8 protein-coding genes are annotated in these 6,719 nt (G+C 62.0%); 2 read left to right on the top strand and 6 right to left on the bottom strand.

The window, feature by feature from the left end:
- The 6 genes from NKJ11_RS18900 to NKJ11_RS18875 form a co-directional block, all read right to left on the bottom strand.
- On the bottom strand, window positions 1-438 hold a 438-nt coding region (locus NKJ11_RS18900), incomplete at its 3' end, for a cytochrome c oxidase subunit II (RefSeq protein WP_502905802.1).
- Window positions 439-452: 14 nt separating this feature from the next.
- Window positions 453-986 carry a c-type cytochrome gene (locus tag NKJ11_RS18895; RefSeq protein WP_352793944.1) on the bottom strand — a complete coding sequence of 178 codons (534 nt, stop codon included), beginning with the start codon at window positions 984-986 and terminating at the stop codon, window positions 453-455.
- Window positions 983-1,852: a substrate-binding domain-containing protein gene (locus tag NKJ11_RS18890; RefSeq protein ID WP_352793943.1), complete on the bottom strand. Its 870-nt coding sequence runs from the start codon at window positions 1,850-1,852 to the stop codon at window positions 983-985. Before NKJ11_RS18890 ends, NKJ11_RS18895 begins: the two co-directional genes overlap by 4 nt.
- Window positions 1,833-3,713, bottom strand: a complete 1,881-nt coding sequence (locus NKJ11_RS18885) for a methanol/ethanol family PQQ-dependent dehydrogenase (RefSeq protein ID WP_352793942.1) — start codon at window positions 3,711-3,713, stop codon at window positions 1,833-1,835. The genes NKJ11_RS18890 and NKJ11_RS18885 overlap by 20 nt, the downstream gene beginning before the upstream one ends.
- The gene (locus NKJ11_RS33850; protein ID WP_502895284.1) at window positions 3,710-4,825 is read right to left on the bottom strand and encodes a heme-binding protein; all 1,116 of its coding nucleotides are present in this window, start codon (window positions 4,823-4,825) and stop codon (window positions 3,710-3,712) included. Before NKJ11_RS33850 ends, NKJ11_RS18885 begins: the two co-directional genes overlap by 4 nt.
- 486 nt (window positions 4,826-5,311) lie before the next feature.
- Window positions 5,312-5,491: a hypothetical protein gene (locus NKJ11_RS18875; RefSeq protein WP_128304509.1), complete on the bottom strand. Its 180-nt coding sequence runs from the start codon at window positions 5,489-5,491 to the stop codon at window positions 5,312-5,314.
- Between the two features lie 177 nt (window positions 5,492-5,668).
- Between NKJ11_RS18875 and nanR the strand changes: the two genes are divergently transcribed.
- On the top strand, window positions 5,669-6,376 hold the full coding sequence (gene nanR / locus NKJ11_RS18870; protein WP_352793941.1) for a transcriptional regulator NanR: 708 nt from the start codon (window positions 5,669-5,671) through the stop codon (window positions 6,374-6,376).
- Window positions 6,376-6,681, top strand: a complete 306-nt coding sequence (locus NKJ11_RS18865) for a putative quinol monooxygenase (RefSeq protein WP_023811937.1) — start codon at window positions 6,376-6,378, stop codon at window positions 6,679-6,681. The genes nanR and NKJ11_RS18865 overlap by 1 nt, the downstream gene beginning before the upstream one ends.
- Window positions 6,682-6,719: the final 38 nt, after the last annotated feature.

Below are 6,719 nucleotides of genomic sequence, written 5' to 3'. Positions count from 1 at the left end.
GATCTCGTTTGCCGTCGTCAGGATGCGGCTCGGCGTAGCATCCTCGTAGCGCAACTCCCACCACCACTGGTGCCCGGTCACCTTGATTGTCAGCACAGCCTCCGAGCCGATCGCAGCCAGCGTCCTGTTGGCGAAAAAGCTTAACAGCGTCAGTCCGATCAGGATGATGGCGGTCAGTCCGACGGCGGACGCGACCACGCGCATCTTGCGGCGTTCGGCCGCTTCGTCGAGTAAGAGGGGTTCATCGCCAGGACGCGATCGCATGACCAGCGGTGCTGCGAGCGCGATCATCACCAGCACCCACACAACCGCGCAAAGCGCGGTGAAGAACCAGATCAGCCAAGCCAACTCGCCGGCTGCGGGGCCTTTCGGATCCAGCGCCGACTGCCAGCCTGCGCATCCCTGCAGAAGAAGCAGGACACAGAGGGCGAAGGTCATCGAAGCCGGGCGCTTCACGGTGATTTGCCCAGTGTCGCGGCATCCGGCAGGCGGTTTTCCGAGGGATGCACCATCATGCCGTCATTGCGTTGCGGCGCGGCGGAGGAGGGCGCGTTGCCGCCCAGTGCACGCACATATGCCGCCAGCTCCCATATCTGGTCGTCGGGTATCTTCTGGCCGAAGCTCGGCATCCCGTTCGGCCTGCCGTCGCGGATCGTGGCGTGGATGCTTTCGATCGAGCTGCCGTAGAGCCACTTCTCGTCCATCAGCGCCGGGCCCATGCCGCCACCGCCATTGGCATGGCAGCCCGAGCAGTTGAACCAGCCGAACAGGCGTTTGCCCTCGCTCATGTGGAAGGCGTTGGCCTCGAAGCTCGCCGCCTTGTTGTCGGTGGGGGAGGGGCGCTGTCCGCCCGGCTCCAACGTGGTCACAGGCGTCGGCTGCTCACCTGAGCCGAGCGCCGATTGCGGTCGCGTGTCGCGCTCCTCGCGCTGGCAGGCGACCAGGGTCAGCGTCAAGGGCAGCAACATCGCCAGAGCCTGCCTCATCGCGCCGGACTCCCGGCCATGTCCAGACGCGGTACGCCGTATTGCGCCAGAACCGCGTCGATCTCGGCCTTGTGTCTGGCAAGCGCGCTATTCACATCGCCACGCAGCGCATCGTCCTCGCGCCGAACACCCATTGAGATGTCGTACATCAGCGGCAGTTGCGGTCCGTCGATGCGAGGCGTGACCGGCGTGATCCGGAGCGACACCTTTTGCCTCTGGGCGAAATAGCCGGCGAGCGGACCCCAGACCACGGCAAGATCGATCTCGCCGTTCGCGACAGCTTCGACGATGCGCGCCGGAGGGTTGGGAGCGGAGTAGTCGCCATAGACGGGGTAGCCGATGAGGTGCCCGACGATGCCGCGGCGGCCAAGCGCCTGGACAGGCGGCGAGTTGGCGCCATCGTCGCCGATGAGCTGAACACCGATACGCAATTCTTGCAACCGCGGGTCGTTGAAGGAGGCCACGTCCGGGCCGTCCTGGCGGGTCACGAAGACATAGGACGAACGGTAGTAAGGCGTGGTCGTGCGCAGCATTTCGACATTGGCAGGCGTGCCGGGCACGAGATCGCAAAGGCCTGCCTTCAGCGTGTTACGGATGAAGCCACGGCGCTGCGCCCACCAAGTATACGTCAGCTTGGCGCCGAGATCAGTGGCGATAATTTCCGCGATCCTGTTCTCGAAGCCTTGACCGGCGGCGTTGGAAAACGGCATGTTGTTCGGGTCGGCGCACACTCTCAACTCACGTGGATTGGCAATAGCCGGCAAGAGCAACAAGGCGAGCCCGGCCATGCCGATCGCCACCCGTTGGAACGCCTTTCGCGCCGGACGTACGGTCAAGTCCAATCCATCAAGGCAGCCGGAACACATAAAGCGTGCCTCCCGCCGTGGTAGCGTTCTTTAGATCCTTCATCGCGTTGACGAAGCCAAGTGCCGCGGTAGCATCGCGTGGGTCGAGGTCGCCGGAAACGATGGCACCGGCCCAGCCACCGACGCCTGACAGAATTGCGACATATTGGTGCCCATCGGGGCCGCGATAGGTTATCGGCTGGCCGATGATGCCGGACGATGTCTTGAATTGCCAAAGGAGATCGCCAGTCCTGGCGCTGATCGCCTTGAACCAGCCTTCCATGGTGCCGTAAAAGACGACATCGCCGGCAGTGACGACGGTGCCGCTCCACACCGGAAAGTTCTCCTTCAGGACCCAGGCCGGCTTGGCGGCGGCAACATCCCAGGCGGTGAAGGCACCACGATTGCCGCCCGGCCCGGGGATCATGCGTACGTTCATGCCGACATAGGGCGTGCCTGCGATGTAGTTTACCTCGACGCCTTCTTCGTCCATGCAGAGATTGTTGTGGGGGATGTAGAGCAGGCCGGTCCTCGGCGAAAAGGCCGATGGTTGCCAGTCCTTGAGGCCCGACGCTGTCGGGCAAATGTCTCGCACCACCTTGCCGGTGCCGGTTCTCTTGTCGGGGTTTGCAATCAGGCGGCCGGTCTTCAGGTCGACGCCCTTGCTGGAATTGACCGGGCCATAGGCTGTGGCCGACAGCACCTCGCCAGTGGTCCGATCCAGGATATAGAGGTAGCCGTTGCGTTCCGGTCGGACGAGGACCTTGCGCGGCTTGCCTTGCCAGGTCATGTCCAGAAGGATCTGCTCGTTGATCCCGTCATAGTCATGGAGGTCATGCGGGCTCCACTGATAGAACCACTTCGCCGCTCCGGTATCGGGATCACGCGCGAAAATACCGGACGTCCATTTGTTGTCGCCGGGCCGCAAATCCGGATTCCACGGTCCTGGATTGCCTGTGCCGTGGAAGATCAAGTTCAAGTCCGGATCGTAGGAGATCCAGCCCCACATATTGCCGCCGCCGATCTTCCAGGCTTCCGGCGGCCATGTCGTCACGCCAAGGTCTGTGCCCTTGTCCATGTCATAGTGGGGCTTGAAGTCCGGGCCGATCAGCACATCCTTGTCGGGTCCAGTGCCATAAGCCGTCCAGACAACATGCCCGTTTCCGGCATCCAGCGCCTTCACCCAGCCGCGGACGCCCATTTCGCCGCCGGAATTGCCGACCAGAACTTTTCCCTTCACCACCAGCGGCGCCATGGTGATTGTCTCGCCGATGTTGATGTTGCCGATATGAGCGTTCCAGATCGGCTTGCCCGTACCGGCATCGAGCGCGATCGTGTAGCCGTCCAGCGTGTTGAAGAAGATACGCCCGTCGGCGAAGGCCGCGCCGCGGTTGACGACATCGCAGCAGGCCACCCCTTGTGCCGCCGGCTCGGGGTTGGGCTCGTACTTCCACTTCATCGGCGCGCCGGGCCTGGAAAGGTCGAGCGCGTAGACGATGTTGGGAAAGGGCGTGACGATGTACATGATGTTGCCGACAACCAGCGGCGCTGCTTCCTGACCCTTGTTCACGCCGGTCGAGAAGGTGAAGGCGACCTGCAGGTTCTTGACGTTGCCTTCGTTGATCTCGGTCAGGTCGCTGAAGCGGGTCGACGCGTAGTTCTTGGCCGGCATTGTCCATTGCCCGTCATCGGGTGGCGCGGCGGCGGCGGGCGGCGCAATAGCCGCCGCCGATGGCGGCCCCGAGGCACCGCTCAGGAATGGGCCGCATGCCAGCAGCATCACCGAGAGTATGCAGGTGCGAAAAGAATTCCAGATCGCCAATGCGCGGGCGCCTTGTCCTGCGTCAACGCGCGCTGGTGCCGGGTGCAGCATGCCTTTCATTTGTGGATCGAGCCTCCCACGCCGGCGCCGAGCTCCGCCGCGATGTCAGCCTCGGTGCCGGCACAAAGCGGATGACCCCAGCCCGAGGCGCTTTTGCCGCCGGGATCGAGATCGTAGACGATGGCGTCCTTGCGATTGGGATTGACCCCGGCGGGAACCTTGTCGAAGCCGAGCGCCGCGCGAACACGCCAGGCGACATTGTGATCGGCGCATGAGGAATCTCCGGAGACTCCGATGCCTCCGACGATGCTCTTGCCGTCATAGAGGGCAAGCCCGCCGCCAAACACAACGACGCCTCCAATCGGCTTGCCGACGAGGGGATCGCTGGCGCTTCCGAACGTTTTGGGATCGCCCGCATAGGCCGCGGCCTGGTTGACCGGATTGGTCTCCTGCAAGCCGAAAAGCGGCCCGCCCGGCTGCGCCCCCGCGTAGAGATTGGCCGTCGATAGGGCCATCTGCGCCAGGCTGAGTCCATTGGCCGTGTTGGCCTTCTCTGCCGCGACGAGGCGACTGCCTGGCCATTGCGAATCGGCGGTGGGACCGCTGAAAGCGATCGCGCATACGGCGCCGTCGCGGGCGACGATAGCGGCCCATTCGTTGGTCTCAAAGCCACCGTTGGCAGGTCCGCCGCTTGCTTTCACATTGGCCTTGAGGACAGCGAGCAGCTTATCGTGGTCGGCCGGGCAGGGCGCCTGTGCCATGGCTTGGCCCTGTGGGAACAGGCCACCCGTCAACAACACCAGACCAAAGGCTGATAGCAAAAGCTGACAGCGATACATTGTCCTGCCCATTCGTTCGAGCATCAAAGAATCCCGGAGCACTCTGGCAGACTGGAAATGCGAGAATGAAGCCGTGATCCAATGCCGTCGGTATTTAACTTGGGCGATGCAGCTATGTTCCTGCTTCTGCAAAAAATTGCGCAGCCCCCTCGTACGCCGATGCAAGTTGCCGTCTGTCCGTGTCGCCGGCGGAATATCCGCGGCGAGATTGTGCTGCCTGCTGTGATACATATTGTGATACAAACAACACCCCGCAGGAAGGAAAAACGTGACAAAAACAGTTGGTTGATGGGCGAACTGATCCCAGCCAACGGTACCACCGGCTTTCCTCATAAAGCATTGGATTTAGTGGAAATGATCGCCCTCCGTTGCAGGAAGCGGTCGGGATCATGCTGCCCAGAGAGGTCAGGGATCACGGAAGGCGTGTGGTTCTCCGTATACCAGCCGTGACGGAGGAGAACGAACGGCAGACCCGAGGTCCGCAACGCAGCTTGACCTTTTGCAACGCTGCGCTGAAGCGCTTGAGGGGTTTTGAGCTATGGCGTTCCGGATGGGTGTCGCATCGGCCCGAACTGCGAGGTCGATCCTGGCTGCGTAAATTAAACTCGTTGACGATGTCCGCTTCTGGCTGTTGGGACGCTTGGTCTTATCGTCCAACTGGGGATCGTATGGAGAACGGCAGCTATCTCAAATGCCTGCCGAGACCTGACAGTCGGTTACAGCCCGTTGCCGCCGGACTGCTTGCGCCCGCTTTTGGTCAGGCGAAATGCGTCAAAAGATGTTCGATGACGCGCTGTGTAGCATCGATGTCTGCCATGCTCAGCCCTCGGCGATGATCGCTAGTGCCTTTGCAAAGCTAGCATCAAGGGAGGTCAGCGCCTCAATCGCTCCGTCATATACGCTGTCGAGTGTCGCTCCCCAGCCGTCTGCTGCGCCACGAGTATCGATGCCAAAGCGGGCGAGCGCCTCCTCGATGCCGGCGTCGATGCGCCCAGCCAATTTTACGCCAGATTCGTTCCAACTTTGTGCGGCGTCTCAGTTGGGCGAACGCCGATAGATACTCGTTTGACAGGAAGAACAATGACCGTTCTCACTTGGTCACGAGCGTCTGTTGGTAGAAGGATCGTTGACAGAGGCGCTCTGGGGCCATAGCGTATTGGTATAACAGGTATGCCAATGATCGGAGTTCTGATCAAGCCGCGGAAGCTTTCGGACGAGGTTGCAGCGCACCTTGAGCGGATGATCCGCGGGGGAGAGCTGGCCGAAGCCGACCGGCTCCCATCCGAACGGGAACTCATGCGGCAGTTTGGGGTCGGGCGCCCTTCAATCCGCGAAGCCCTGCTGCATCTGAGCAAGATGGGCCTTGTCGAGGTGAAATCCGGCGAGCGCGCCCGCGTCACTCGGCCAACGCCCCAATTCGTGATCGACGCCCTCTCGGGGCCGGCGCGTCACATGATTTCGGCCCCCGGCGGGGTTCATGACTTCCAGAGCGCGCGTTTGTTTTTCGAAGTCGGTCTTGCCCGCAACGCCGCCATCAATGCCACCCCAGAAGATATTGAAAGTCTCAAAGAGGCGCTTGAAATCAACCGACAGTCGATCGGGGACCTGACGCGCTTCGAGCGCACCGACGTGGACTTCCACTACGTGCTGGCGGTGATCACCCGCAATCGAATCTTCACAGCTATCCACGCGGCGTTGGCCGAATGGCTGCTCGAACAGCGGCGCACGACTTTGGCCAAAGGTGAAGACCGCAAGGCCTATGAGGCTCATCGCGAAATCTTTGATGCCGTCGCCGCGCGCGATCCAGACGCCTCCGAAGCGGCTATGCGCAGGCATCTGGAATATGTGTCCAGGCGCTATCTGGAAATTGCAGGTGCCAAGTGATGAGGGGCTTCGTGGTCTGGGTCGATTTCCGCCTCAAGCCGGGTGCCCGGGGCAGATTCCGCGAACTTGTGGACGCCAATGCAACCGCGTCGATGCGCAGCGAGGCCGGCTGCCGCCGCTTTGACGTGACGGAGGCGCGCGGCGAACCGGACCGGGTCCTGCTCTATGAGATTTACGATAGCGAGGCCGCATTCGAGGAGCACTGCCGCACCGCTCACTTCGACGAATTCAATACGCAGAGCGCGCCGCTCGTCGTGACCAAGTTGGTGATGACCTGCGACCTCGTTCTTGAGGCCACGCATTGACGAGAACTAGGCGGATTGGCCCTTTTGGGCGAACGGGA

Source organism: Mesorhizobium sp. M0243 (assembly GCF_040321775.1).
GTDB lineage: Bacteria > Pseudomonadota > Alphaproteobacteria > Rhizobiales > Rhizobiaceae > Mesorhizobium.
This window is presented reverse-complemented; position numbering and strand designations above follow the sequence as displayed.

Bases quoted from the DNA above. Each gene is read 5' to 3' on its own strand.
- NKJ11_RS18895 (WP_352793944.1), bottom strand. From the start codon at position 986: ATGAGGCAGGCTCTGGCGATGTTGCTGCCCTTGACGCTGACCCTGGTC.
- NKJ11_RS18890 (WP_352793943.1), bottom strand. From the start codon at position 1,852: ATGTGTTCCGGCTGCCTTGATGGATTGGACTTGACCGTACGTCCGGCG.
- NKJ11_RS18885 (WP_352793942.1), bottom strand. From the start codon at position 3,713: ATGAAAGGCATGCTGCACCCGGCACCAGCGCGCGTTGACGCAGGACAA.
- NKJ11_RS33850 (WP_502895284.1), bottom strand. From the start codon at position 4,825: ATGAGGAAAGCCGGTGGTACCGTTGGCTGGGATCAGTTCGCCCATCAA.
- nanR (WP_352793941.1), top strand. From the start codon at position 5,669: ATGATCGGAGTTCTGATCAAGCCGCGGAAGCTTTCGGACGAGGTTGCA.
- NKJ11_RS18865 (WP_023811937.1), top strand. From the start codon at position 6,376: ATGAGGGGCTTCGTGGTCTGGGTCGATTTCCGCCTCAAGCCGGGTGCC.